This is a genomic window from Pseudomonas sp. MF6394, from assembly GCF_002018845.1.
In the GTDB taxonomy this organism is placed as follows: Bacteria; Pseudomonadota; Gammaproteobacteria; order Pseudomonadales; family Pseudomonadaceae; genus Aquipseudomonas; species Aquipseudomonas lactis.
This window is the reverse complement of the sequence record NZ_MVOJ01000014.1, coordinates 35,279-60,410: the sequence shown is the minus strand read 5'-3', so window position 1 is coordinate 60,410 and position 25,132 is coordinate 35,279. Positions and strand designations below refer to the sequence as shown.

Below are 25,132 nucleotides of genomic sequence, written 5' to 3'. Positions count from 1 at the left end.
AATAAACGCTCCGATGGCTCAGCAGCAGGTGCTGGCCCGTTGTGGTCGGTCGCCCATTGCATTCAGACGCAGTGCGTCGTCCTGCAACCATGGCTGGTTGGCTTGTAGGGTGGTGTCCAGCACCTGAGTGACCCAGGCGGGCAGTGCCGGATTGATGCGGTAGTAGATCCATTGCCCTTGACGACGGTCCACCAGCAGGCCGCAACTGCGCAATTGCGCGAGATGGCGGGAGATTTTTGGCTGGCTGTCGTCCAAGGCATGGATCAACTCACACACACAAAGTTCGCCCTCGCGCAGGATCAATAAGGTCACCCGTGTACGGGTGGCATCGGCCAGGCACTTGAACAGGGTGGGAGGGGAGAAGAGATCTGACACGGTCAAGGACTTTTCAAGCAGAGATATTCGAATATACGTATTTCCATATATGTCGGTCAAATCTTGTTTCAGTTGATATGGATCAAACGCCTGTGAAACCACCACAACTGTTTGAAATTAAAATGAAACACAAATGTCCTAACGTGCCTGCCCATTGCTGATGAAGGAAGACCCCGCGTGACCCGAGCCACCCGCAACCTGCGCAAGACCCTGGATTCCGTCGCGGAAAATAACGAAACTGCGGCGTTTGACCTGATGCGCGCCGTGGAAAAACTCGGCGATGAAGTGCTGCGCCAACGCCTGCTCAATACCATCCACCGGCTGAACCAGGATGCCTACGAGTTGCGCGAGGCCCGGGATTCGGTGGAGCAGGTGTCGGTCAAGCTCGCCTGAGCAAGATCGTTCAAGACACGCCTTCGCTGGTGCTGGCATGCTTGTCGACTGTCTGTCGATGAGCCGTTTCCATGCCCACTGCATTACCTCATTACGCCTTCACCCGCGGCGCCATCGCCGTCATTCCCTTGTCCTTGGCCTGTGCGCCCTGGGGGTTGCTGGCCGGCTCCATGGCCATCGACGCGCAATTTACCCCGCTGCAAGCCCAAGGTTTGTCGGCCATTGTGTTTGCCGGTGCCGCACAATTGGTGGCCATCGGCATGGTCAAGAGCGGTGCCAGCCTGATTTCCATCGTGCTGACCACCTTGCTGCTCACATCCCAGCATCTGCTCTATGGCATGCACATGCGTCCTACACTGTCTTCGCTCAACACCCGCTGGCGCATGAGCCTGGGGTTTTTGTTGACCGATGAGTTCTTCGCCCTGGTCAACCACTATGACCGCCAGACCTTCAATCGCTGGTACGCCTTGGGCGTCGGCCTGACGTTTTACCTGATCTGGAACCTCTTCACCCTCGCCGGCATTGTGCTGGGCAAAAGCATCCCCGGCCTTGATCAATTGGGGCTGGAGTTCTCGATTGCCGCGACCTTTATTGCCTTGATCACCCCCGTGGTGCGCGACGTGCCCACGGTGGTATGCGTTGCCGTGGCACTGCTGAGCTCGGTCTGGTTGAGTTATCTGCACTGGGAATCTGCGGTGGTTGTCTCGGGCGTGCTGGGGATGAGCGCGGGGTTTGCCTGTAAACGGCTGGGAGTGGGGCAACGATGATTTACCTGATGATTGTGGCCATGGGCCTGGTGGTGTTCTTCAACCGTTACCTGTTTATCGAGCCACGCTTGCCGGTACGGCTCAATCGCGGCGCGCGTGAATTCCTGGGCTTCGCCGTGCCGGGCATGCTCACCGCGATCTGCGGGCCGATTATTTTCCTGGCGGACCATCAGCTCAACCTGAGCCCGACCAACCCTTACCTGCTGGCCGGCATCTGCGCCGTGGCGTTGATGTACTGGACGCGCAGCGTGTTGACCACCGTGCTATTGAGCATGGCGCTGTTCTATCTGCTGCGTTGGTGGTTTTGACACCCGGGCAAAAAAAAGCCCGCGGGGTGGCGGGCAGAAGGGAGACTTCTAAAAAATGAGCCTGGCTACTATAGGCAGCGTGTTTGCTCTTCACAGTGAAACAAAGTTCATGGGCGCGTCAGTTGGCAGACGCACAGTGGTAGAGTCACGGTTTTTCCAAGGAAGCAATGCCATGCACAAAGTGGTAATGGGCGCATTGATACTGGCGGCCCTGGCCGGTTGCGCCGGTTCGAAGATGAAAGAGGCGCGCGCAGGCAGCCCCTACAAGACCTTGGCATCAGACAAGGCCACTCTGGTCGTTGCCCAGTGCATCCAATTCGGCTGGCAGGATGAAAGCGTGTTCGGCGTCGATGCTGGCGGCTTCAAGGAAGCGACCGAGGCGGGTGGTTTTACGGTGTATACCACCGGTGGCGATTACTTTGTCGATGTACTCAGCACCGGCGCGGGTTCCAAGGTCAACTACTATGCCGCACAGGACACTATGCCGGCCAAGCGTCGCTTGGCAGCACTGGCCACTTGTCTGTAAGTCGGTTGCCTTAGTCATATTCCGAAACGCCTGGCGGGACAGCCGCTGGGCATTGGCCTATGATTCACGTGCTCGTTCGACGTGATGGCTCTTTACCGGTACACGGATGTCGAGGCTTAAACGTCGAACGAGCTCCTCCACCCCAACCTCACCGGGGCATGAAACCCAAGTGCCAGCGTCGCGGAATCAACAGTGTCACCACCCCTAAAGCCCCGGCCAACGCACCACTGACCCACAGTGCACGCAGGCCCATCTGCTGTTCCAGCAGGGCGCCTATCACCGCGCCGATAAACATCCCGGCCCACGGAATCAGTTGCACGCGCCAACCATTGCGGCGCTCGCCCAATAACCAGCGGCCCAGCCCGCGACCAAAACGTGACAGCGCCCCAGTAACGTAGGTCAGTCCCACCGGCAGCCCGTTCACCTCTTCGACGGCCGCGTTGAGCATGCCCATGGCAATAATTGCCGCGAGCAACGCGGGTAAGGTGTCGGTGGCAGGCCACAACGCCGCAGCGCAGAGCAAGGCACCGATGCACAGCAATAAGGGCAGCGCATGGCGCTTGCTGAAACGGCTGACCAATACGCCCAAGGCATTGCCGACCACGAAGGTGGCGACCAACAACACCAGCCGCCCAGTGAGCCCCAGGTCGCCCGCACTGATGGCCACCGCCAGGCGCGTGGTGTTACCACTCATGAACGAGACGAAATCGCCGCTGGCCATGAAACCGATCGCATCGGTCATGCCCGCCAGCACCGACAGGCAGGCCACCAGCATCAAGCCCACCCGCCCGCGCCAGCGCTGTCGATGGGCGAGCGTGGCATTGGTGTAAGGCTTGCGGGACGAAGGCAGCATGGGGCTGGTTTCCTCGGTGAGATTATCCGGCCACTACCGTAGGGCGCTTTGCTTGTCCGCGCAATGACCTCAGACACGCTCCAGTTGCCAGCCGGTGGCGCGCCACGTCAAATGGTGAGTCGGCTCGATCGCCTGCAAGAATGCCTCGTCGTGTGATACGGCCAGCAGCGCGCCGGTAAACCCCTTCAGTGCCTGCTCAAACGCCAGCACCGATTCCAGGTCCAGGTGATTGGTGGGCTCATCCAACAGGAGCAACTGCGCCGGTGTTTCACGCCACAAGGCTACCGCCATCGCGGCTTTCAAACGCTCGCCGCCGCTGAGTTGCCCTACCGGCTGCGTGACCCGCAGCGCGTCCAGCTGCAACAACGCCAGGCGTGTACGCAGTTCGGCTTCGGCCAATGGCGTATCGAGCAAGTTGAGTTGTTCGACCAGGCTGCGTCGGTCGTCCAGCAGCGCCAGGTGCTGATCGATATAGGCGCTGGGCACCGCGACGCTGCATTTGCCACTGACCGCCCGCCAATGGCCCGCAAGCAGTTTGAGCAAGGTCGATTTGCCGCAACCGTTCGGCCCACGTACGGCAACGCGAGCCGGGCCTGTCAGGTTGAGCGTCAGGTAGCTGGCGGGTGCCAGGGGATCAAGCCAGGGTAATTGCGCCTGTTCCAGCACCAGCACCTGGCGGCCATTCGGGACGGTTGAGCCTGGTAATGTGAGCAGTGTGGGCGTCTCATCCGCCACGCGCTCGTAAGCTTGGCGCACTTGGGCGTCGAGTTGGTTTTTGTGATCGTGATGGGCACTGCGTACCGTGCTGACAATCTCCTTGGCTGCGCTTTTCCAGCGGGCCTTGGTAAAACGGTCGACGTTGGCGGTCTCGGCCTGTTTACGTGCGCGTGCGGCGTGGCGCTGCAGGTCGTCGTGGTCTTTTTGCAGGCGCCGACGTTCGCGGCTGCGGGCCAGACGCGCCTGTTCCCACGCGGCAATCGCGGCCTGCTGGTGAGTATCGCGTTGTTGGCGATAGGCATCGTAGTTGCCGCCATAGGCTTGAATGCCCAGAGGCGACAGCTCGATGATGCGGCCCATGGCGTTGAGCAGTTGCCGATCATGGCTGACCACCACCAGCCCGCCGCGCCAATCGCGCAACACATGCAACAGCCAATCGCGCCCGGCAGCGTCAAGGTGGTTGCTGGGTTCATCCAGAATCAGCAACTGCGGCGCCGCCAACAACGCCCCGATCAGCGCAACCCTGGCGAGTTGGCCGCCGCTGAGTTGATCGGCCGGGGTACTGGCACTGAGGGTTGGCAAACCCGCTGCATCCAGCGCCTGGCGCAGGCGTTCGGCGAGGTCCCAGCGGTCGTCGATCAGCTCCAGGTCACTGACGCGTGCATTGCCCCGGGCCATACGCTCAAGGGCAGCCAAGGCCGCGGCAGTTGCGGTGATATCGGCGATGGTTTGCCCTGCTTGAACCGCGATGGCCTGGGGCACATAGGCAACATGGGCCGGTTTTTTCAACGTGCCGGAGGAGGGCAGCAGCACGCCGGCCATCAACTTGGCCAGGATACTTTTGCCCCGTCCATTGCGCCCGACGATACCGGTAGGCGTTTGATCAATGGACAGGTTTACGTCGGCCAGCAAGGTTTCGCCATTGGCGAACTGGAAAGACAGGTGTTGCAGGGAAACAAGCGCGGGCAGCCGTTTGACGTCAGTCATCAGCACCTCCAAAAAAATGTCGAACAGGCCAACAAGCGCGCCAGGCGGCTCGTTGCAGATACATTTTGGAAGGCTTAGATGTTCACGTCGGCGGTCATCCCGTGAGTCAGAAGGGAGGCAGAGCCTAACCCACCTTAACTTTTCGCGGCAAGTCTTCGGCGAGTTTTTCCAGGAACATCGCCAGCGCGACTTCTTCGGCTTTCAAGCCTTTGCGCACCCGCGGCTTGGGCAGCTTCGACAATTGGCCGAGGCTGAAATGCTCGAGCACCGCCGGATGGATATAGCACTTGCGGCACACCGCCGGCGTGTTGCCCAACTGCCGGGCGACATCCTTGACCATCGCCACCACATGCCGCTTGGCGTCGGATTCAGGCTGCCACGCCAATTCGCGCAACACCGCCAGCGCCATCGCCGTGCCGGCCCAGGTGCGGTAGTCCTTGGCGGTAAAATCTTCGCCGGTCAGACGGTGCAGGTAGTCGTTGACGTCCTGGGAGCTGACGGTATGCCGCTCACCGTCTTCGTCCAGGTACTGGAACAGGTTTTGCCCCGGCAATTCCATGCAGCGCTTGACCACCCGGGCCAGGCGTCGATCCTTGACGCTGACTTGGTGCTCCACGCCACTCTTGCCACGAAACTGAAACTGGATCTCGCTGCCTTTGATGTCCACATGGCGGTTGCGCAGGGTGGTCAGGCCGTAGGATTTGTTTTCGCGCGCATATTGGGTATTACCGACGCGGATCAGCGTGGCGTCCAGCAACATCACGACCGTGGCCAACACCTTTTCGCGGGTAAACCCGGGCTCGGCGATTTGCGCTTCGAGCTGTTTGCGCAACTTGGGCAAGGCGGCGCCAAAGGCCTGCAAGCGCGAATATTTGTCGCTGTCGCGCACTTCGCGCCAGCGTGGGTGGTAACGGTATTGCTTGCGGCCACGGGCGTCCCGGCCGGTGGCTTGCAGGTGGCCGCGAGGGTCGGCACAGATCCACACGTCGGTGTAGGCGGGCGGCACCGCCAAGGCGTTCAGGCGTTTTATTTCGTCCGCGTCGGTAATGCGCTCGCCCTTGGCGTTCAGATACTGGAACGTGCCTCGCACTTTTTTACGGCGGATGCCGGGCTGGGTGTCATCCACATAATGCAGGTCGCGGGGCAGGTCGGCGGGTAACGAAGAGTCAGGCATGGGGCGGGTTCCTTGGCAACAAATCAGGCCGGTATGTCTGATTGACCGCAGCGCCCTGCGGTCGTGCCAAATGGTTAAGCCAGCACCGCCACCGCCTTGATTTGCGCCCACAGTCTCTGGCCCGGATGCAGTTGCAACTGGTTGTGTGAGAAGCGCGTGATGCGTGCCAGCAAGGGCGTGCCGCCGGCGTCGAGGCGCACCAGCACGTGGGCGCTGTTGTCCGCGCCGATGGTTTGGATGATGGTCACCGGCAAGCGGTTGAGGATGCTGCTGTGTTCTTCGGCCTGCAGGCTCAGGCTCACATCCCGCGCCTGGACCTTGACCCGCAGCGGTTTGCCCACCGCCAGCGGGGCATGGGCCACGCGCATCTGCAACGGGCAATCGGGCAGTTCCAGAGTGAGCAACTGATAGTGCGCATCGTAGGCAACGACGCTGCCGGCGATCACCACGCCGGCATCGTCGCCCAGCGCCAGGGGCAGGTCGAGACGCGCCAGGGTTTCGCCGATAGGGCCGCTGGCCAGGGCCTTGCCGTCGCTGAGCAAGACGATATGGTCAGCCAGGCGCGCCACTTCGTCCTGGGCGTGGCTGACATAGAGCACCGGGATATCCAGCTCGTCGTGCAGGCGTTCCAGGTAAGGCAATATCTCGCTTTTGCGCTGGCTGTCCAGGGCCGCCAGCGGCTCATCCATCAAAAACAGCCTGGGGCTGGTAAGCAAGGCGCGGGCGATGCCGATGCGCTGGCGCTCGCCGCCGGACAAGTGTTGCGGATGACGCTCAAGCAAGTGTCCGATGCCCAACAGTTCGGTGGCCTGGGCCATGTCCACGCGCCGTTGCAGACGAGGGATACGTTTGAGGCCGAACTCCAGATTGGCGCGCACCGACAGGTGAGGAAACAAACTCGCCTCCTGGAACACATAGCCCAGGGCGCGTTTATGCGGCGGCACAAACAGCCCTTTGCGGCTGTCTTGCCACACCTCGTCGTTGATTTGCACAAAACCGTGTTCGGCGCGTTCCAATCCGGCGATGCAGCGCAGGCACGTGGTCTTGCCGGAGCCAGAATGCCCGTACAGCGCGCTCACGCCACGGCCGGGCAATTGCAGGTCCACATCCAGCGTGAAGGCGGAGTACTTCAGGTGCAGGCGTATATCCATCATTGCGATCAGCTCCAGCCCATTTTGGTTTTACGGCTGGAGTAGAGCGCCAGCAACACGAGAAACGCGAACACCACCATGGCGCCGGCCAGCCAATGGGCCTGGGCATATTCCATGGCTTCGACGTGGTCGTAGATCTGCACCGAGACGACACGGGTCTTGTCCGGGATATTGCCGCCGATCATCAGTACCACGCCGAACTCACCGACGGTATGGGCAAAGCCCAGGATCGAGGCGGTGATAAACCCAGGGCGTGCCAGCGGCAGGATCACCGTGAAAAACGTGTCCCACGGGTTGGCGCGCAAGGTCGCGGCCACTTCCAGCGGGCGCGTGCCGATGGCCGAAAACGCGTTCTGCAACGGCTGCACCACGAAGGGCATGGAGTAGATCACCGAGCCAATCACCAGCCCGGCGAAACTGAAGGTGAGGGTGCCCAGGCCCAGCCACTGGGTGAACTGGCCGACGTAGCCGTTGGGCCCCATGGCCAACAGCAAGTAAAAGCCGATGACCGTTGGCGGCAACACCAACGGCAGCGCGACCACTGCGCCGATGGGGCCGCGCCACTTGGAGTGGGTGCGCGACAGCCACAGGGCAATCGGTGTGCCGATGATCAACAGGATCAGGGTGGTCAGTGCGGCCAGCTTGATGGTCAACCAGATCGCAGAAAAATCAGCACTCGACAGGGGCATTTACAGCTCGTAACCGTAGGATTTGATAACGGCAGCCGCTTTCGGGCCTTTGAGGTAGTCCACCAGGGCCTTGGCGGCGGCGCTGTCCTTACCCTTGTTGAGGATCACGGCGTCCTGTTTGATCGGGTCATGCATGGCGGCCGGGACAATCCACGCCGAACCGCTGGTGACTTTGCCGTCCTTGTAGATCTGCGAGAGGGAGACAAAGCCTAGCTCGGCGTTGCCGGTGGAAACAAACTGATAAGCCTGGGTGATGTTCTGGCCCTCGACGAGCTTGTCCCTGACCTTGTCAGTCAAGCCTTCTCTGGCCAGCACTTGGGTGGCGGCTAAGCCGTAGGGTGCAGCCTTGGGGTTGGCGATGGACAAATGCTTGAACTCATTTTTCTTCAGCACCTCGCCCTTGGCATCCACATAGCCGTCTTTGGCCGACCACAGCGCCAAGGTGCCGACCGCGTAGGTAAAGCGTGAACCCTTGACGGTAGCGCCTTCGCTTTCGAGTTTTTGCGGGGTGGTGTCATCGGCGCTGAGGAACACCTCAAATGGCGCACCGTTCTTGATCTGGGTGTAGAACTGCCCGGTAGCACCGTAGGCCGCGACCAGTTTATGGCCGGTGTCTTTCTCGAAGTCGGCGGCAATCGCCTGGATCGGGGCGGTGAAGTTGGCGGCCACGGCCACCTGCACTTCATCGGCATGGGCCGTACCCAAGGCAAAGGCGGCAAGCAGGGGGGCCAGGCGCGAAACGCGGGTCATCATGAAGCAACTCCTTAAAGGTGTACGGCAGGGTGTAGGAAAGAGGGCTTACCGCTATGTATGGGAATATATAGCGGTTGGCCATTGCCGGTACAGTGCCAAGTTGCTGCTCAGATCAGCCGCGGGTGAGTTTGCTCAAGCTGTGCTCGGCTAATTGGCGCGTCAGGTCATAGGTGGACAGGTCTTTGCCCAGCCTCAGGGCCTGGCCTGCCCACAGGTTGCTGAAACCGGCTTCATCCTTGGCCTTGAGCGGCATTAACGCGCCACCGGCTTTAGGAAACGCCGGCGCCACCGGGTTGATGGCGCCGAGTTCACGCATCACGCGGTTGACGATGCCCCGCGCCGGGCGGCCGGTAAACAGGTTGGTCAGCGCGGTTTCGCTGGCCTGGGCATGGCGAAGCGCGTGGTGATGGGAGGCGCTTACAGTGGCTTCGGGCGTGAACAGGTAGGCCGTGCCGATCTGCACGGCCGAAGCGCCGAGGGCAAAGGCCGCAACGATGCCACGCGCATCGCCGATTCCGCCGGCGGCAATCACCGGCACGCTGACCGCGTCGACAATCTGTGGCAACAGCGCCATCAAGCCGATCTGGCTGTTGAGGTCATCGCTGAGAAACAGACCACGATGCCCACCGGCTTCAAGGCCCATGGCGATAATCGCGTCGCAGCCGTGCTGTTCCAGCCACACGGCTTCTTCGACGGTGGTGGCCGATGACAGCACCTTGGCACCGGTGGCTTTTACTCGGTCGAGTAAGGACTTCTCTGGTAGGCCAAAGTGAAAACTCACCACTTCTGGCCGAAATTCTTCCACCACCTGGCAGGCTGCGTCGTTGAACGGCGCGCGGTTGGACAACGGGGTTGGCGCATCGAAGTCGACGCCCAGTTCATGGTAGTAAGGTTGCAGCAAGGCCTTCCAAGCCTGGTCCCGCGCTTCATCGCCATCGGGCGGTTGATGGCAGAAGAAGTTGACGTTGAGCGGCGCGTTGCTGGCCTGGCGAATGAGGGCCAAGGCGTCGCGCAGTTGCTCCAGGCTCAAGGCTGCGGCGGGCATGGAGCCCAGGGCGCCGGCTTGCTGGGCGGCGATGACCATGGCGGTGGTCGTCGCGCCAGCCATCGGCGCCTGGATGATCGGCACCTCAATGCCCAACAGGTCAAGAATGCGGGTGTCTGGCCAGGTGCTCATCGGGTGCGTCTCCAGCGTTAGTCGGGCTTTTCGCTGTTTTAGCAGGGCAATCGGCACCCGGCCAGTCTGTTTTATTCACTGGACGACAGCGGCATTTTGTGGGGCTGGGTTTCGCGCTCAAGCAACTGACGCTTACGTTCCACGCCCCAGCGGTAGCCCGACAGCTCACCATTACTGCGCACCACGCGATGACAGGGAATCGCCACCGCCAGGTGGTTGGCACCACAAGCCTGGGCCACCGCGCGAAAGGAGGTGGGCGCGCCGATACGCTCGGCAATCTGCGCATAACTGGCAGTGCTGCCCGCAGGGATCTCCCGCAACGCCTGCCACACCCGTTCCTGAAAGGCCGTGCCGCGCAGGTCCAGGGGCAAATCCAGGCCCAGGGCAGGGGCCTCGACAAAGCCGACGACGTGGGCGACCAGTTGTTCGAACCCCTGATCCGCGCCGATCAACTCAGCCTTGGGAAACTGGTCTTGCACGTCGCGCACCAGTTTGCCCGGATCATCGCCCAATAAAATCGCACACACGCCACGTTGGCTTTGCGCCACCAGAATCGCCCCCAGCGAGCACTGCCCAACGGCAAAGCGGATGGTGTTATTGGCGCCGCCGCCTTTGTAGTCTCGCGGTTTCATGCCGAGCACTTGGTCGGCGGCTTCGTAAAAACGGCTATTGGAATTAAAGCCCGCGTCGTACAGGGTGTCTGTCACCGAATGCTGGCCCTTGAGGCCGTCGCGCACTCTGCGCGAACGCAGGGCGTTGGCGTAACCCTTGGGGGTCAACCCGGTGTTGGCTTTGAATACGCGGTGGAAGTGAAACGGACTCAACCCGGCGCATCGGGCAAGCATGTCCAGGCTAGGCGGCGTTTCGGCCTGTTCGATTTGCCGGCAGGCCTCGGCCACTAGCTGTCCATGGTGTGCGGCCAATTGGGTCTGGTCGCCAGCAGCGCGTTTGCTCGGGCGATAACCTGCGGCCTCGGCCTGCGCCGGCGTGTCGAAGAACTCGACATTTTCCGGGCGCGGCAAACGCGAAGCGCTGCTGGGGCGGCAATAAATACCAGTGGTTTTCACGCCGTAGACAAATAGCGCGTCAGCCTTGGCATCACGGGCAATAATGGCAGCCCAGCGCGGATCGTGTTCGTTGTTCATGGCCTGCACTCTTGACGGTTCAGGAGCAGATTAAGCCTGCTGCGCGCAATCGACACTCCGAAGCTTGCGGTCAAATTAGCCAGCGGTGCGAAAGGTCAGGTTGATGCGCTGCGGGCCCATGATCGGATGCACGCCGTCCTTGATCGGCGTCACGCCATGAAAGCGCAGGCGATCAACGCCGCCCCACACCACCACATCACCATGGAACAACGAGACCTTCTGGGTTTTATCACTGCGCGCATGACCACCGAACAGGAAAATCGCTGGCAGCCCCAGGGACACCGAGACCACGGGCGCGCTGTAGCTGCGCTCGTTCTTGTCCTGGTGCAGGGACATTTTTGCCCCCGGTACGTAACGGTTGATCAGGCAGGCATCGGGTTGAAAACCGCTGAAACCGGCCTCGGTAGCCGCTGCCACCGCTAGTTGGCGCAATGTGTCGGGCATGACGGGCCAGGGTTGCTGGCTGCGTGGGTCGAGTGGGCTGTAGCGATAGCCACGGGCGTCGGTGGTCCAGCCCAGCTCGCCGCAACTGCTCAGCGCCGCCGACATGGTAAAACCGCCGGGGGTGACCATCTGCCGAAACGGTGATTGAGCCAGGACACGCCGCAGTTCAGGCAATAACCGCTCGATCCAGGGCAGGGCATAGCCCTTCAGTACGTAGGATTCTTCGCCAATTTGCTCGCGCCCGGCAGGCTGTTGCAGGGCATCATCGGCAAACAAATCGGCGGTAGGGCCAGGCATGGCTTACAGCGCCTTGCTCACATTGATTTCGGTGATTTCGTCGCTGGCATCATGAATTTTCGCCAAGGCTTGCTTGGCTTCTTCGACGCTGTTGCTGTGCAGCTGGGCAAATTCAAAGCGGCGTTCGCCGTTGAGCTTGTACTTGATGACGTATTTGGTTGTGGTGGTCACAGCTTTTTTCCTGTCAGGTGTTCGGGTCAGCTCAGCTTGCTGCTGGTGCGACGAACGATGCGGATCTTGTGGGACAACGCAGGCTTGCGGGTCACGCTGATGGCGCGACGGGTCACCACATCCAGGGTGATGTTCCAGAAGCCGGTGCTCGGTGCGGTGATCTTGGCCGGGAATTTATCAAATGCGCCTCCGTGGTAGGTATGGCGGCCGCCATTTTTGAAGCTGCGAAAGTTCGCATCACTCATCAGGCGAATATTGCAGGTCTGCGAGCATTCGATGACGACAATGTCTCCCTCGTTGAGGTGCTCACGCTGGTGGATGAATTTCATGGGGTGTCTCCAGAAGGGCTTTTTCTGAAAAATCAGAACGATACGTAGGTTAAGATGGAGTTTATCAGCCCCAGCGCGTTTATTATCGGGCCGTCGTCGACGACTTCGACAATTTAAAACAGTTATTTACCGAGTTATCACAGATAAATCCTACGTTGGTGGGAGAAAATTACCATCCCCGCTGTCGTAGGGTCTTTATCGGAGGTTTTTGTATGAAGTGGAGTGTGTTGGTGCTGGCCTTGGCAATAGGTGGGTGTGCTTCGGTTGCAGATATCAAGCAGACCCCGCCAACATTGGTGGTCATCTCAGGGAAGAAGCCGCAGGAATATGCGGCGTGTGTGGTGCGCAAATTGGAGGCGACCCGTCGGCCGCCGCAGATCGAGCCCCATAAAGACGGCATTCAGGTGATCGTGCCGCAGAAATTCTCGGCAGACCCTTCGGCAATTTTTGAAATCGAAGACCGCTCCAGCGGTAGCAGCATCAAGCTTTATGAAAGCATGTCCAATGTGCCCATCCGCCCGGGCGACGTGAAGAAGGCAGGGGAAGAGTGCATTTCCGGTTGAGCCACAGGCCCACCCCTCAAACCCGATAAAAAAAGCCATCACCCTGCAGGGACGGCCTGCATCCGTTAAACTGTCGGGCATTCACTGCAAAGATGCCGCTCAAACCCTGGGTTTGAGCGGCATTTGTTTTTCTGGAAAGCCCGTTATGAAACGAGAACACGTCAAAGCCCGCCATGCCGAAGGGCAGATTTCGGCCACCCATGTCATCCAGAACCCCGCCGATTTGGGCGAGTGGATCGTATTTTTCAAGAAGAGCGGCGGGCGCAGCTACTTCCTGGTGGACGAGCAGGATGAGGTCGAATCGTTCGCGCGCCTGGATGACCTGATCGAACTCCTGCGTGGCCTGGGGATCAAGTTCGCTGAAGTGCACCTGTAGCAGCGTTACTTGCAGACCACCACCACGCTGCGGCCTTTGAAGTTGCCCACGTCCTGGCCCAGGGTCTTGTCGCTTTCCTTGAGCGCCGGCGTACCGTTGGTGCCGACGATGCGGTAACCGGTGCCCGCGCAGGATGCGTCCGCTTTCTCGTAGCAACTGGCCCATGAATTGGCCTCGCCCGAGCAATCGATGGTCAAGCCTTGTTCGCCATTTTTAAGCAAGGTGTCGGAAGCGGTGGTACAGCCGGCGAGTGCCAGTACCGCGGTCAGTGCCAGGATTTTGTTCATAAGGGATCTTCGTCGAGAGGGAATAGAGGGCGCTGACACTGTCGTGGGGCGTTGGCGGCGATTATAGCGAACTGCCATCGGGTGTGCAGTGGCAGGTTACCCGTGCTGCGCTTGCACACCCTGTAAGTCAGTGGGTGACAGTCATGGCACGCCCATTACCAGCACGCCACTTCCGCTGATTGCCCCGGCAGCAGGGAAGTCACCTGCTCGTCGTACGAGCGAAAAGGTTACATCATCGCCTCCCATGCTGTTGGTGATGCGGGTGCGGAATGAACCGTTGACCCTCACCGCTGAGCCCGCACGCACGAGGGCGGTGCCCACGTTCGGGTTGCTCATCACCAATAGCCTGTCGTCGAACGACGTCGAAATGCCTTTGTAGGTGATGGTGATGTCGGTGTTGATCCCACCATTGGGGCATGAATAGGTGAGCCTGCGGTTGGCACGAACCGAGGTGGTAAGGGGATCGGTGCCGATCGCCCGCTGCTGCACATTGCCGAAGTTGATCTCGATGGGGTTGTTATTGTTGATGGTGCAGGTTGACGGCGAGATGCCGAAGTTGTTGGCGGCTTTGTACGTGAGGACGAGCCGCGTGCTTCCAAAGCTGTAATTATTCGTCTGGTGCAGATTCAGCGCGCCCAGAATGTCACCTATTACCACGCTGATCGGGTTGCTGGGGTCGTTGCGCAGCAGGATATAGGGGGTTACAAAGATGGGATACGCCACAAAGTTGTTAGGCATGGTCGCGATCCGGATGTTAAACGGCACTGGAGTGTTATAAAACGCGCCGTTTATGCGTAGGCCGGTACCTTGATTGTTGAATTTCGGCCCGGGCACCCAGGGGGCGCCGGCTTGCGCCGATGTTCCCCAAAAATCTATACGCGTAGGGTGGGCAGGTGAGGGCGTAAATCGGCATTCCAGCCACGCGCCTTCGAGAAGGATACGGGTGTTGTCCGAGCCGACACTCACGTTGACGGGGACCTCCAGGTTCAGGATCCCGCCGTCGCCAACATATTGCCAATTTCCGCCATTAACGCGGCAATCCGCTGCTCGCGCGGTGGTCGTCACACCCAGCAGGACGAGAAGCACTATCGCTCCATAGAGTCGTTTCATTTTGATCTCTCATTGCGCCTCTGTCCGAACGTCACTGTGAGTGATCATCCGGAAGATAATTAAGGTTTGCCCAGGCCGTTTTCAGGCCAGCAACGGCTACGGATAGTCCAACGTAAAAGTCGAGGTCACCCTGTACGCGCCTTGGCCGATGGTCTGATCGCTGATGGCTTGCGGCTCGCCCTGCACAAAGGCTTTAAGCGCGATCACATTGCTGCCATCTATCAGTACCTGCGCATCGCTGGGCGAATTCAGCGGCAGTGGCTTGTTGCTCGGCGTCTCTATGCCAACCCCGATGCCTGAGGCGCCACTGCCGCCATCCAGCGCGAGCATGCCGGGCAACGCGGTGTTTTCCCTGCCGCCAAAGGTGATGCTGACCGTGGCGCCAATGGTGGTGTCGCAGTTCTCCAGGTGCAGCCTGAAGTCCTTGCCCTGTGAACGGGTGTTGATATACAGGTGCTTGCTGGTAACGTCCCAGAGTTCCAGGGTGACGGCCTCGTCGCCCGGTCGCAGGGTGCAGGCCTCCTGGACCAGGTTGCCCTTGAAACTCAGGTTGTCCGCTGCTTGGGCGTCGGCGGCCAGGCTCAAGGCCAATACCAGCGCTGCACGGTGTAAATGTCCCATTTATTCGACTCCTACTGGTATTCGGCCAACAACGTGGCCACCGCGCTAAACCTTGCGGGCGCCAGGGTTGCGCCGGGCTGTTTGACCGGCACCACCTCCAATACGGGCGGTGATGACAGGCTGATATCCAGTGGCGTATTGAGTGAAAAAGGCAGGTTGTTCTGGAAAACCCGAATACCCAGCGCCGGTACGCTTGTCTGTACCGCCGCACCGTCAAAGGTGGTTGCCGTGCCGTTGACACTCAACTTCAGCGCCCATGGCAGCGTGTCGGTGCCGCAGTTGATGGTGTAGCCCACGCCTTTTCGGTACTGCACACCGTCGACGCGCTTGATCCCGACATCGCCAAAATCCACCTCGATGGTGTTGCCCGCATCGATCGTGCACGGGGGAGGCTCGTTGAGCGTGCCGCTAAACGTCAGGTTGGCCGATGCAACGCTGCACAGGCCCAGGGAGCACAAGGCGAGCAACGCTCGCTGCGGCCAACAGATCATTGGTCATTCCTCTTCATTGATAATCGACCACGAGGGTGGCGGCCGCATCGAATGCGCCTCCGGTCAGCGTGCTGCCCGGGCGTTTGACGGGTACCGCCTGCACCACCGGCACGTTGGGATAGGTGAAGTTCACCGCCGTGTTCAGCGGCCAATCGGCGCCGTTGACGAACAGCTTTACCCCAAGATCCGGCTTGCGGGTGACCAGCACGCGGCTGTCAAATGCAGCACCGGTGCCCCTGAGTTCCAGGGTCAGCGCGTTGCTGAAAGGGGAGCTGCAGCTGACGGTGTACGGCACGCCACGGCGATAATTGACCCCGTCGACTCGCGAGGTCAGCAGGTCATTGCCAAAAGGCACGTCGAGCGTACTGCCGCTGTTGATGACACACGGCGGCGGCGCAATGATCACCGCGCGGATGGTCAGGTTGGTCTCGGCCTGCGCACCCAGGCTGAACGCCCAGAGCAAACCGCTGCCCATTAACACGGCCCAGGGGCCGTATGACTTAGCCATTGTTCTGCCCTTACTCATAATTGAGCCTGAAATCCACCACGGCCCGGAATGCCCCGCTGGTCAATGGCGCAGCGGTGCGCGTAGGCCGAACGTTCCAGGTCTTGGTGTTACCGCCCAGGGGCAAGAACAGCGGTTCGCCGCGTTGGCCCAGTTGTACGTCCCGCCCCAGGGCGTCGGTCAGTTGCAGCCCCAGGCCGGTGATGCCTTGCACTTTGACCAGGCGCGAATCGTCGTCATCGGCAGGCGCGATAAAGGCCACCGACAGCACCGGTTGAAAGGCGCTCCAGGTCAGGTTGCCGGTGCGTTCACTGCGGATACTGCCGGCGGTGCGGTTGCACTCGGTAAAGCGCAACTGGAAGGCCACCTGGTTGGCCTGATCACCAGGCCGACGTAACTGGCTGGTGGAGACGTCGCCCAGTTCAATGGTCTGATGCAGCGAGGTCATTTCCAGGCTGCACGGGGTTTCGTGCATGGAGCCGGAAATATTCAGCACGCCATTCATGCCCTCGATATCCTCGGCCTGCGCGCTCCCTCCAAAGGCCAGTAACAGGCCGCCCAATACCGTTATGTAATGAGACTTCATGGCTGACTCCAGCGACAGGCTTACTGTTTGGGCAGTGCTGCTTGCAGGTTGACCTTGCACGTCTCGCCGCTGCAGGTGAAGGCCAGCAGCGGACGGCCGCCGTAATCATTGACGTAGGCCAAGTGAGGGGTAGGGCCCAGGGCCTTGGCAGTCGGGCCGAGGATCAGCGTGCCTTTGGGCGGCACCATCACCGGCTCGAAACCGGCCACGGTCTTGCCCTCTTTGGTGCTGCGCGCATCCACCAGGGTCACGTAGTAGGGCGTCGGGTTATTCACCCGGTAATGCTCGCCTTGCCGGGTCAGGGTCAGCTTTTCCTGCCAGGGCTTGGACAGGTCTTGCTGGCTGGGCGTAATGGCTTGAGGCCGGTAGAACAGTTTGATCCGGGTCTGCAGCGCGATTTGCAGGGTGTTGGCCTTATCGGTGCGTGGCGGAATTTCCCGCAGGTTGAAGTAGTAGACCGTCTCTCGATCCTGGGGCAACGACTTGGCCGCCGGCAGCGCCTGGACTTTTACCTGGCTCTGTTTGCCCGGTTCCAGGCGCTGCACCGGGGGCAGCACGATCAAGGGTGTGGTGAGTTTCTGGCCCTCTTCATTCTCGATCCAGCCCTGGGCCAGGTACGGCAATTGGGTGTTGTTATTGGTGATGTTCACGCTGGTGGCGTCTTTGCTGCCGTCGAAAATCACGCGGGTACGGTCCAGGCCAATTGCAGCGTGGCTGCTGTGGCTCATGGCGAGCGTCAGCAGGGTGAGGGTCGAGAGGGTGAAGCGTTTGTAAAGGGTCATGAGGATGTGGTCTCCGTGACGGGGTGCTTGCCGGTCAGTTCTGCCGGCGCGGACAAGGGTTGATCGGTGGCTGCGACTCGGCAGTCCAGTTGCAGGGCGTTGCTCAGGCCGTCAGCGGGCAAGACGTCGGGAAGGGTGAGGGTGCAGCGCTCATTCCCGCCCCAACTGACGACCATCTGTTCACCGGCTTGAATGCCGCTGAGGTAGACATTGCCGCCGTCATTCACGATGCCGGTGTCCTGCTGCTTGGCGTTCTGGACCGTCGCACCGAAGGGCGGCGAGCTGCCATCGGGCAGGCGCAGCACCGCCATGGCTTTTTCACCGGCGATCACGTCCAGGGCGCGATAACCGATGGCGCCTTCGGTGAGGGTCAGTTGGGTGACAGATTGAGTGGCTTCGACATTGCTCGGCAGGCTCTCCAGATCGACGCTGGCTGCCGTACGCTGGTAGCTGCTCAGGTCGGCGATCACCGCTTTACCGAAGGCGTTGCTGCGGGTCGGCGAGCCGTAACCCCGCACCGGCACGTCAGGCACGCCGCTGGTATCCACCATCAAACGGGTGCCGCCCATGCTGTTGGTGCGATGCAGGGCTGCGCCGTGAGACGTGAGCGTGCCACCGCCGCGGGCTGACAGGCTGAGGCTGGTGCGACTGTCTTGTTGCCGGCTGGCGGCGACTGTCAGGTCCGCTTGATCACCCATGTGGCTCAGATAGCCACTGGCCGAATTATCGCTGGCGGTCAATTGGTAGCTGTTGCGCTCATCGAGGCGGTCGCTGTAACGCGTTGAAAAGCCGTTCTTGCCTGCGGCCCGGCTGGCGTCCAGCGACAGCGTGCCGCTGCGTCCCAACGGCAGGCTGACCGTCAGCGCCATGCCGTTATCCTTGTAGTTGTAATCCAACGTTCGATAAACGTTGAGCGACAAACTCATGTTTTTGACGGTGCCCACATTGAAGTAGCGGGACACCGACAAGTTCCAGCGCTGGGTAGCCGGTCGCGACCAGTAAGTTTGTTTGTTATAACTGGCGTAGACCGTGGCGCCCAAGTCGCGAAATTGTTTGTTAACGGTCGCTGTATACAGCGCTTTGCTGCCACCAATAGGTTTGAATTCACCGGCATATTGACCGAATTCGTCGTATTGTCCGCGGCCCGCCAGTTCCCCGTTCCTGCCGTAATGACGAGCGTCTAAATATTCACTCATGCTCAAGAAGTTCTTATCGGAGAACCGATAACCGGCGAAGGTGACCTGGCTGTCGTATTGTTCAAAGTTCTTCGAATATTGCAGGCGGTAGGATTTACCCGAGAGCGTTTGATTCCATACCTCAGCCCGGGACTGGGTGACATCCAGGGATAACGCGCCCAATGCCAACAGGTCGCGGCCAGCGCCGATAGTGGCGGCCCGGTAGTTGTTGTCGGTGATGGCGCCGCCGAACAACGACCAGCCGTTGCTCACGCCCCAGGAGAACTCCCCCGTGCCAAAAAAGTTGCCGTCAGCGCCATATTGGAGATCCGAAGGCCGCCCGCTCGCCAGCTTATATCGAACTTGCCCAGGGCGCGTCAGGTAAGGAACGCCTGCGGTGTTGAGCTTGAAGGTCTGTACCGAACCGTCTTGCTCCTCTACCCGCACATCCAGCGTACCGGTGACGGCATCATTGAGGTCCTGGATACGAAAGGGGCCGGCGGCCACCAGGGTTTCATACAGCACGCGCCCTTGCTGACTGACGACCACCCTGGCGTTGGTCTTGGCCAACCCCACCACTTCAGGTGCGTAACCGCGCAGGTTGGGGGGCAGCTGACTTTCGTCTGACGTCAACGCAGCACCGGTAAAGCGAAAGCTGTCGAACAGGTCCGAATACAGGTAGTTTTCGCCAACTACCAGCCGCGCCCTCAAGGCAGGAATGGCGCGGTAAGCGTAGTAGCGGCTCCACTCCAGCTTCTGTTCCCCGGCGGAACGGTCCCTTGCGCTGTCGACACGGCCCTGCCAGTCGGCCCTCAGGCGCCAGGCCCCGGCATTGGCCCCCAGCGTTCCGTTGCCACTGAGGTGGTTGCGGGTGCGCTCGTTTTTCTGGGCGTTGGACTGCGCCGTCAGGTTGTAGTCGATCAACAGTCCCGGTACGCCTTCATCCCAGCGTGCAGGCGGATCCCAGTTGAGGGCGCTGTACTCAAGGTAGGCGTGGGGCAGGTTGATGCTCAATGTGGAGGTGGCCAGGTCTGCACTGACCTCGGCACCTGGCAAGCCTTGAAGGTCCAGGCACTCGTCGCCTTTCCACCTTGTGAGCCTGGCTGCTTCGATCGCCTTCAGGCCCAGTTGCGCCACGAGCTCTGCGGACAAGCAGGCCTGGCTACCCTTCGGGTCATCATCAGGGGGATAAAACGCCACCGACTGCTCGGAAAGCGCCTGGCCGTTGATCTGCACAAGCATCGTGTAAGTGCCGGGCAGAATGAAACCGCTGCGCGAAAACCGCGACAAATCGATATTGGTGCGATCATTCAGGTCAAGAACGTCGGTATTGAATTCGATATCCGCGGCACCCAAGGCTGTGCCTGCCAGTGACATCAGCCCGCCAACCAACGTGGGGCGCAGCGTATGTTTGATCTTCGACGCATTCAGCATGAAAGCAACCCATCAATGTTCAAAAGTATTCCAACTTGAACCGCACGGCGACGCGGTGAGCGCCCGGCGCCAAGGGCAACCCGTTGCCCACCAGCCGCAACGTGTAGTGAAGTGTCATGTCGCCTTCGGCCAAGGGATGCGGCGCCATCGGCTCGCCCGGCACGCTCTCCTGGCCGGCCGAATCCCAGATGTGAAAGGCAACACCCTGTGAATCGCCGAAGGCAGCAAAAGAGCGACCGTCGCGGTCGCGCGGGCCGTCGAACGTGACCCGCAAATGCTCCCAGTCAGGTAGCGTTGCACCCGGCCGTAAAGGGTCCGGGCGCGTCAATGAGCAGTTGACCAGGCGTAAATCAAAGGGGTGTGGCTCGCCCAACGCATTTCGCAACAGCCGCCCAATGGGCTCGGCGGGCATCTCGATGGTTTGATCGGCACTGGTCAGTTCCAACCCGCACGCGGAGTCAACGACCCTGCCACCGAGCGTGATGACCCCTTCACCTTGCGCAGTCTCCTGCGCGAACACCCAAGGGCTGATGACCACCGCCAGTGACGAGCTCATCGCCAGACTTCTGAGTTTTTTCACCGTTTTCTCCCACCCGTTCCCCCCGCCACCCTGAAGTGGCGGGGGGGCTACTTACTGATAAGCCAAGGTGAAATTGGTGACCGCGCTGAAGTCACCCGGCACGATGTCGCCGGTCGCCGCGCCTTGAACAAAGGCGCCGAATTCCAGCGTGTTGTCACCGGTGGAAATGGCCTGGGGCGTGGTTGCCACACCCAGTTGGATAGGGCTGCCGCCATGGGTCATCATGATGCCGACGCGGCCTGCGGTACCGACGGTGCCGATTGCGCCAGGCACGTCAGTTGATGGCGCAGCCGTGAACGTCGTGGTCACGGTGTTATCAGTCAGATTTGTCAGGTCGCAACCTTCCAGTTCAATCAGCACACGGCGAGCTTCGGACTTACCGCCTGCCTGCAATTGATGCTTGGCGATGGCGCCCAGATGAATGGTCTGATCTACCGATTCAGGCTTGATGGAGCAGGCACCCGAGTGGACCGATCCCAGAAAGGTAACCGTTCCATCTGCCGCCTGAGCGCCGGACATGGAACCCGCGAACAGGCCGATGGTTAACAGTGCAGTTTTGAACGTAGTTTTCATTTGCAGATGCCCACATAAAAATGTCATGGAAGAGCCCCGCCACCTATTGGCGTGGGGCTGACGTTTCACCTCAAGAGTGGCCGGCAGCAAACTCGGCTGATCGCCAGTCGAGTACCAATCAGAAGTTAAAACTTTCCAATTAGTTGTATTGCCATTTGGGCGCACGGTTGAGGCGGAAGCAATTGTGTGATGGCGACTTGAAAAAGTAAGTCGTCACATTCGCTTATTGATGTGGGCAGGCAGTATCGCGACGTATAGGAAGAATATGGCACTTTGCCAAAACTTTGATTTTGGCTGTAAGAAATGAACTACACGCTGCTAAATGAGAATAATTTAGTTTGGGTTATAGCTGTAAGAATGGGATGACATACAGTGAAAATCAATAGACATTAATAGCGCGAAACAACTAACCGGGTTACGGGCGCAGAGGCCGTGAGGCTGGCAGGTCAACAGCCACAAAAAAGCCCCGATTAACGGGGCTTTCGCAGAGCAACGAGGCTTACTTGGTTTTCGGCCGCTTGCTCGATGCATGGCCTGCCTCATCCACAAACACCTCGGCTACGGCAATCGCCATGCTTTCGGTCTCGAATACGCCGGCAACGCTGTCGCCGTGAAAATTGATCAAGTGCCAGCCGTCTGCTCGCTTCGTGATCAGGTAGCCGTTTACACCTTTGGGTTCTGACATCTGTTGGCAATCTCGTGGTCTTGGTTCAAGGCGCTCATGATAACGCCAATTGCCGGGGCAGGGCGCAAGTTGTTGCAGGTCAGTGCCAGGGGGGCAAAAGCGTGCTAAAACCATTGCAGCCCTTTAAACAAGGGGCCAAGTCGGGTTCTGATCGACCGTTGGTGATGCGCTTTGCAGGATCAGCGGAACTTACGCCGACATTTTTTCTCTATGATGACATCGCAACGCCAGCAGGACCCATTGTAAGGTGACTGCGGCCTGATTAGACTGCGCCGAATTCCGTACGCACAGCCCTTTGTAAGGACTCATATGATCAAGAAATGCTTGTTCCCAGCAGCCGGTTACGGCACTCGCTTCTTGCCAGCGACCAAAGCCATGCCCAAAGAAATGCTGCCAGTGGTGAACAAGCCACTGATTCAGTACGGTGTGGAAGAGGCTCTGGATGCCGGTTTGAACGAGATCTCCATCGTCACGGGTCGTGGTAAGCGCGCGCTGGAAGACCACTTCGACATCAGCTATGAGCTGGAAAACCAGATCAAGGGCACCGACAAGGAAAAATACCTGGTCGGTATCCGTAAATTGCTCGACGAATGCTCGTTCTCCTACACCCGTCAGACTCAAATGAAAGGCCTCGGCCACGCCATCCTTACCGGTCGCCCGCTGATCGGTGACGAACCGTTCGCCGTGGTCCTGGCGGATGACTTGTGCGTCAACCTGGAAGGCGACGGTGTGCTGACCCAGATGGTCAAGCTCTACCAGAAATACCGTTGCACCATCGTTGCGGTGATGGAAGTCAACCCTACCGAAACCAATAAGTACGGTGTTATCGCCGGTGACGATATTGGCGATGGCCTGATCCGCGTACGTGACATGGTCGAGAAGCCAGCACCGGAAGATGCACCGTCGAACCTGGCGATCATCGGTCGTTACATCCTTACCCCGGACATCTTCAAGCTGATCGAAGAGACCGAGCCAGGCAAGGGCGGCGAGATCCAGATCACCGACGCTCTGCTCAAGCAAGCCAAAGACGGTTGCGTGATTGCCTACAAGTTCAAGGGCCAACGTTTCGACTGCGGCGGTGCTGAGGGCTACATCGAAGCGACCAACTTCTGCTACGAGCATTTCTACAAAACGGGCAAGGCTTACTGATTCATGTAAGCCGTTGCTCCAGCAGGTCGTTTCAGCGACCTAAACAAATGCCCCGATTGTTCGGGGCATTTTGTTTCATGCGTTAGGCGCACGCGTTCTGCTTTTGACCTCTAAAGCGAAGAGTGTTGATGCCAGCAGATGAATGGCGGGTTAATGTTTCGCTGTTTCGATTTTGAGGTCCCTGGTGATAATAAGCGTTTTATTGCCGGCCTCGTCTTTTCCGTAGGCGCAATAACGCCAGTTCCGATCTTTTGGCAGTATGAGCGTCTCTCTCACGAGGGCGTAACCGCTTTCATTCTTGCAGTCAATTGAATCGAGCGCCCCGTATTTATAATACGTCTGGACAATTTCGTTCAGCCGAGAGGCTGTGGTTATTTGCCATTCGTCAGGGCTGTGTTCATACACGTCGACTTCCGGCTTGCTCTGCGGGGCTGTGTCATCCAGCTGGCGTAATTTAACGGTCGCAAACTTCATGGGTTGCCAGGACGTCTGTCCAAAGCGTTTGCCAATGATGCATATCGCCTGAACCCCCTCCCTTTGATCGACGGGGAGTTTAAGCAGGGGTTGATCAACCGCCCTGACTGGCGCCCCATATCCTTTTGGCAGTGCGCATTGAATTGAGCTGGCTGATCCGCTCTTGTAGCGAATCCATTCGAAGCCTTTACTGATCTTCAGGCCCCAAGACGCCGGTTGCAATTGACCGTGCTCGTTGGGGGCTGCGGAGCGGGTCGACCAAGAGCCCACGCGTTCGATAGCTATCCCGGTACCCGGGTCAAGGTTGCTCAGGTCCAAGGTGTTATCTGGTCGAAATGCCGCAAGAATATGATCAACCGAGTGGGTGTATACCGCCTCAGGCCGACTTACCGTGCCGGCAGGCGCGAGTTCGCAGGGCCGGGCGAAGCCACAACCATTCAAGTAAGAGTCGGTCGCTGTAGATAGTATGCCGATTACCCGCTTGCCATCTTTCGCAAAAACCGGGGAGCCGGAGGAGCCGCCGTATACGCCAATACAGTCGTTGGCACGAGCGTCGGACCAATACCAGGGAAGGTCTGGTCGGATAGGCCAGGCGCTTTCGAAAAGAGGCGTGGGCGGCTGCGATTGGCAAACTGAGTGGCGCAGAAAAAATCCGCCAGGAAAAGCGCCCTGGGGTATATGTGCCAGTTCAATGGCGCGGTCGGACGCATCAAAATTCTTTAACAGTAACGGCTTCACGCCTCTTGAGCGAAGTTCGCCGTAGGTTGCAGCCAGTTCCAGCAACCCGACGTCCGACCCTTTCATGCTTGAATAAACTATACGTTTGATGCTGTACCAATGGTGCTCATTAACATTGTCAAAAAAATAAGCGGGGGAAAAAGCAAAGCCAACTGCCATGGGTTTATCAATGACGACGTCATTGTCACCGCTATCAATGCTCAACAAAGGATCAACACTGCAATGCCCCGCAGTGAGAATAAGCGCGGCCTGAGTATCATTGGGTGTTTCGCTGCTAGCCACCAATGTCGCCGTGCATTCCCACGCGAGCCCTTGAGTCTTCTTCATTAAACCTACAGCGAAGAAACGATCTGACCCCGGCGCAGTGGCCGATAACAGCGGAGCCACTCCAGCAGCGGGTGAGGTGTGAGGATTTGGAATTGAGACAAGCATGCTGTCGGCATGGCTGGAAGTGATCCATGCAGCCAGCACAATGAGCGTGAGTCGGCTAAAAAATCTTGAACTAAGCGTAAAGCGATAGCCGAAAATCATAGCGATGCTTCCTCATTTCGGATGCGGTGAGTGTTTACGGCACCGAAGTATCATTACGGATCGTCAATCAGCCTTCTACTGTCAACAATGACAGGTGACGCCTACGGTTTTTAACTAGCCGTTAAAGACCGTCGTGACAATGCGCTCTCTAGGGCCTCGTATTTGAATGTGGCAAGGTATGTCGATTGGCTTTTTCGTTTCTCGTCCCCACCTAAG

At 59.3% G+C, this 25,132-nt stretch carries 31 protein-coding genes; 7 read left to right on the top strand and 24 right to left on the bottom strand.

The features are described from left to right. Nucleotides 1–18: 18 nt before the first annotated feature. Nucleotides 19–375, bottom strand: a complete 357-nt coding sequence (locus MF6394_RS16235) for a metalloregulator ArsR/SmtB family transcription factor (RefSeq protein ID WP_044274039.1) — start codon at nucleotides 373–375, stop codon at nucleotides 19–21. 177 nt (nucleotides 376–552) lie between these two features. Here MF6394_RS16235 and MF6394_RS16230 point away from each other — a divergent pair, with 177 nt between their 5' ends. The 4 genes from MF6394_RS16230 (at nucleotide 553) to MF6394_RS16215 (ending at nucleotide 2,369) form a co-directional block, all read left to right on the top strand. Further along, the gene (locus tag MF6394_RS16230) at nucleotides 553–768 is read left to right on the top strand and encodes a hypothetical protein (RefSeq protein ID WP_003191339.1); all 216 of its coding nucleotides are present in this window, start codon (nucleotides 553–555) and stop codon (nucleotides 766–768) included. A gap of 71 nt (nucleotides 769–839) precedes the next feature. Then, complete coding sequence (locus tag MF6394_RS16225; RefSeq protein WP_014718528.1) at nucleotides 840–1,535, top strand: AzlC family ABC transporter permease; 696 nt, start codon at nucleotides 840–842, stop codon at nucleotides 1,533–1,535. Then, on the top strand, nucleotides 1,532–1,843 hold the full coding sequence (locus MF6394_RS16220) for an AzlD domain-containing protein (protein WP_047710921.1): 312 nt from the start codon (nucleotides 1,532–1,534) through the stop codon (nucleotides 1,841–1,843). Before MF6394_RS16225 ends, MF6394_RS16220 begins: the two co-directional genes overlap by 4 nt. 172 nt (nucleotides 1,844–2,015) lie before the next feature. Beyond that, complete coding sequence (locus MF6394_RS16215; protein WP_078467050.1) at nucleotides 2,016–2,369, top strand: hypothetical protein; 354 nt, start codon at nucleotides 2,016–2,018, stop codon at nucleotides 2,367–2,369. 148 nt (nucleotides 2,370–2,517) lie between these two features. Here the strand turns inward: MF6394_RS16215 and MF6394_RS16210 are convergent, their stop codons facing one another. The 11 genes from MF6394_RS16210 to MF6394_RS16165 all read right to left on the bottom strand — a co-directional run bounded on the left by MF6394_RS16210 (nucleotide 2,518) and on the right by MF6394_RS16165 (nucleotide 12,256). Continuing rightward, entirely contained in the window at nucleotides 2,518–3,222 is a 705-nt protein-coding gene (locus MF6394_RS16210) for a YoaK family protein (RefSeq protein WP_069557746.1), read from the bottom strand. 69 nt (nucleotides 3,223–3,291) lie between these two features. Continuing rightward, entirely contained in the window at nucleotides 3,292–4,926 is a 1,635-nt protein-coding gene (locus MF6394_RS16205; RefSeq protein WP_078467049.1) for an ABC-F family ATP-binding cassette domain-containing protein, read from the bottom strand. Nucleotides 4,927–5,050: 124 nt separating this feature from the next. After that, on the bottom strand, nucleotides 5,051–6,100 hold the full coding sequence (locus MF6394_RS16200) for a DNA topoisomerase IB (RefSeq protein WP_078467048.1): 1,050 nt from the start codon (nucleotides 6,098–6,100) through the stop codon (nucleotides 5,051–5,053). Between the two features lie 74 nt (nucleotides 6,101–6,174). Beyond that, nucleotides 6,175–7,254 (bottom strand): molybdenum ABC transporter ATP-binding protein, encoded by a 1,080-nt coding sequence (modC, locus tag MF6394_RS16195; RefSeq protein ID WP_078467047.1) that lies wholly within the window; start codon nucleotides 7,252–7,254, stop codon nucleotides 6,175–6,177. 5 nt (nucleotides 7,255–7,259) lie between these two features. Continuing rightward, nucleotides 7,260–7,940, bottom strand: a complete 681-nt coding sequence (gene modB / locus MF6394_RS16190) for a molybdate ABC transporter permease subunit (protein ID WP_044273925.1) — start codon at nucleotides 7,938–7,940, stop codon at nucleotides 7,260–7,262. Beyond that, nucleotides 7,941–8,693 carry a molybdate ABC transporter substrate-binding protein gene (gene modA / locus MF6394_RS16185; protein WP_078467046.1) on the bottom strand — a complete coding sequence of 251 codons (753 nt, stop codon included), beginning with the start codon at nucleotides 8,691–8,693 and terminating at the stop codon, nucleotides 7,941–7,943. It lies immediately after the preceding gene. Nucleotides 8,694–8,805: 112 nt separating this feature from the next. Beyond that, nucleotides 8,806–9,870 (bottom strand): NAD(P)H-dependent flavin oxidoreductase, encoded by a 1,065-nt coding sequence (locus tag MF6394_RS16180; RefSeq protein WP_078467045.1) that lies wholly within the window; start codon nucleotides 9,868–9,870, stop codon nucleotides 8,806–8,808. Between the two features lie 71 nt (nucleotides 9,871–9,941). Next, on the bottom strand, nucleotides 9,942–11,015 hold the full coding sequence (gene ada / locus MF6394_RS16175; protein WP_078467044.1) for a bifunctional DNA-binding transcriptional regulator/O6-methylguanine-DNA methyltransferase Ada: 1,074 nt from the start codon (nucleotides 11,013–11,015) through the stop codon (nucleotides 9,942–9,944). Between the two features lie 75 nt (nucleotides 11,016–11,090). Then, nucleotides 11,091–11,756: a DNA oxidative demethylase AlkB gene (alkB, locus tag MF6394_RS16170; protein ID WP_078467043.1), complete on the bottom strand. Its 666-nt coding sequence runs from the start codon at nucleotides 11,754–11,756 to the stop codon at nucleotides 11,091–11,093. 3 nt (nucleotides 11,757–11,759) lie between these two features. Further along, nucleotides 11,760–11,927, bottom strand: a complete 168-nt coding sequence (locus MF6394_RS34300) for a hypothetical protein (RefSeq protein ID WP_164545329.1) — start codon at nucleotides 11,925–11,927, stop codon at nucleotides 11,760–11,762. A gap of 26 nt (nucleotides 11,928–11,953) precedes the next feature. Further along, nucleotides 11,954–12,256 carry a DUF1883 domain-containing protein gene (locus MF6394_RS16165; RefSeq protein ID WP_003191319.1) on the bottom strand — a complete coding sequence of 101 codons (303 nt, stop codon included), beginning with the start codon at nucleotides 12,254–12,256 and terminating at the stop codon, nucleotides 11,954–11,956. A gap of 212 nt (nucleotides 12,257–12,468) precedes the next feature. Between MF6394_RS16165 and MF6394_RS16160 the strand changes: the two genes are divergently transcribed. Beyond that, nucleotides 12,469–12,819, top strand: coding sequence for a hypothetical protein (locus MF6394_RS16160; protein WP_003191317.1), 351 nt, complete (start codon nucleotides 12,469–12,471; stop codon nucleotides 12,817–12,819). Between the two features lie 145 nt (nucleotides 12,820–12,964). Beyond that, nucleotides 12,965–13,195: a hypothetical protein gene (locus MF6394_RS16155; protein WP_032897196.1), complete on the top strand. Its 231-nt coding sequence runs from the start codon at nucleotides 12,965–12,967 to the stop codon at nucleotides 13,193–13,195. A gap of 5 nt (nucleotides 13,196–13,200) precedes the next feature. Here the strand turns inward: MF6394_RS16155 and MF6394_RS16150 are convergent, their stop codons facing one another. From MF6394_RS16150 to MF6394_RS16100, 11 genes are all read right to left on the bottom strand, one after another. Continuing rightward, entirely contained in the window at nucleotides 13,201–13,482 is a 282-nt protein-coding gene (locus tag MF6394_RS16150; protein WP_032897198.1) for a hypothetical protein, read from the bottom strand. 141 nt (nucleotides 13,483–13,623) lie between these two features. Next, entirely contained in the window at nucleotides 13,624–14,592 is a 969-nt protein-coding gene (locus tag MF6394_RS16145; protein WP_047710912.1) for a fimbrial protein, read from the bottom strand. Between the two features lie 96 nt (nucleotides 14,593–14,688). Then, on the bottom strand, nucleotides 14,689–15,213 hold the full coding sequence (locus tag MF6394_RS16140; protein WP_032897202.1) for a fimbrial protein: 525 nt from the start codon (nucleotides 15,211–15,213) through the stop codon (nucleotides 14,689–14,691). A gap of 11 nt (nucleotides 15,214–15,224) precedes the next feature. Beyond that, complete coding sequence (locus MF6394_RS16135; protein ID WP_032897205.1) at nucleotides 15,225–15,704, bottom strand: fimbrial protein; 480 nt, start codon at nucleotides 15,702–15,704, stop codon at nucleotides 15,225–15,227. A 13-nt stretch (nucleotides 15,705–15,717) separates the two neighbouring features. Then, nucleotides 15,718–16,212, bottom strand: coding sequence for a fimbrial protein (locus MF6394_RS16130; RefSeq protein WP_047710911.1), 495 nt, complete (start codon nucleotides 16,210–16,212; stop codon nucleotides 15,718–15,720). 10 nt (nucleotides 16,213–16,222) lie between these two features. Beyond that, nucleotides 16,223–16,795 (bottom strand): fimbrial protein, encoded by a 573-nt coding sequence (locus MF6394_RS16125; protein ID WP_047710910.1) that lies wholly within the window; start codon nucleotides 16,793–16,795, stop codon nucleotides 16,223–16,225. A gap of 20 nt (nucleotides 16,796–16,815) precedes the next feature. After that, nucleotides 16,816–17,577 carry a fimbria/pilus periplasmic chaperone gene (locus MF6394_RS16120; RefSeq protein ID WP_078467042.1) on the bottom strand — a complete coding sequence of 254 codons (762 nt, stop codon included), beginning with the start codon at nucleotides 17,575–17,577 and terminating at the stop codon, nucleotides 16,816–16,818. Then, nucleotides 17,574–20,186: an outer membrane usher protein gene (locus MF6394_RS16115; RefSeq protein WP_078467041.1), complete on the bottom strand. Its 2,613-nt coding sequence runs from the start codon at nucleotides 20,184–20,186 to the stop codon at nucleotides 17,574–17,576. Before MF6394_RS16115 ends, MF6394_RS16120 begins: the two co-directional genes overlap by 4 nt. A 19-nt stretch (nucleotides 20,187–20,205) precedes the next feature. Then, nucleotides 20,206–20,742 carry a fimbrial protein gene (locus MF6394_RS16110; protein WP_234454839.1) on the bottom strand — a complete coding sequence of 179 codons (537 nt, stop codon included), beginning with the start codon at nucleotides 20,740–20,742 and terminating at the stop codon, nucleotides 20,206–20,208. 75 nt (nucleotides 20,743–20,817) lie between these two features. Beyond that, entirely contained in the window at nucleotides 20,818–21,339 is a 522-nt protein-coding gene (locus MF6394_RS16105) for a fimbrial protein (RefSeq protein WP_032897213.1), read from the bottom strand. A gap of 499 nt (nucleotides 21,340–21,838) precedes the next feature. After that, nucleotides 21,839–22,024, bottom strand: coding sequence for a hypothetical protein (locus MF6394_RS16100; protein ID WP_003191311.1), 186 nt, complete (start codon nucleotides 22,022–22,024; stop codon nucleotides 21,839–21,841). 309 nt (nucleotides 22,025–22,333) lie between these two features. On the opposite strand from MF6394_RS16100, the gene galU reads away from it, so the two are divergent. After that, the gene (gene galU / locus MF6394_RS16095; protein ID WP_003173830.1) at nucleotides 22,334–23,173 is read left to right on the top strand and encodes a UTP--glucose-1-phosphate uridylyltransferase GalU; all 840 of its coding nucleotides are present in this window, start codon (nucleotides 22,334–22,336) and stop codon (nucleotides 23,171–23,173) included. A gap of 150 nt (nucleotides 23,174–23,323) precedes the next feature. Here the strand turns inward: galU and MF6394_RS16090 are convergent, their stop codons facing one another. Next, on the bottom strand, nucleotides 23,324–24,916 hold the full coding sequence (locus tag MF6394_RS16090; RefSeq protein ID WP_044273909.1) for a trypsin-like serine peptidase: 1,593 nt from the start codon (nucleotides 24,914–24,916) through the stop codon (nucleotides 23,324–23,326). Between the last annotated feature and the right edge of the window lie 216 nt (nucleotides 24,917–25,132).